Genomic DNA, 232 nt, shown 5'->3' on the forward strand with positions numbered 1-232 from the left:
CGGCGAGGCCATCGAGGTGCCGCCCAGGCCAATGTAGCTGTAGGCACCGGAGGTCGGCGTGGTCAGGCCGTTGTAGCGGGCCTGCCATACGTAACCGCCCGGGTTGCCGTCGACGCCAGCGCCGCCGCCCGGACCGGACAGGTCCTCGGCCGCGCCGAAGTGGGACTACGCCGCGATGCCGCCGGTGTTGCGGGTGGCCCCTACGGCGGGCGCGGTGGCGCCGCTGGCCGGA

General features: G+C 75.0%; 1 pseudogene. It reads right to left on the reverse strand.

The features are described 5' to 3' along the window. Positions 1-232 (reverse strand): annotated as a pseudogene (locus tag ACQG3P_RS24825) (protease); the annotation flags it as partial.

The sequence above is a fragment of the Stenotrophomonas sp. SrG genome, assembly GCF_050031795.1.
Classification (GTDB): Bacteria; Pseudomonadota; Gammaproteobacteria; order Xanthomonadales; family Xanthomonadaceae; genus Stenotrophomonas; species Stenotrophomonas rhizophila_A.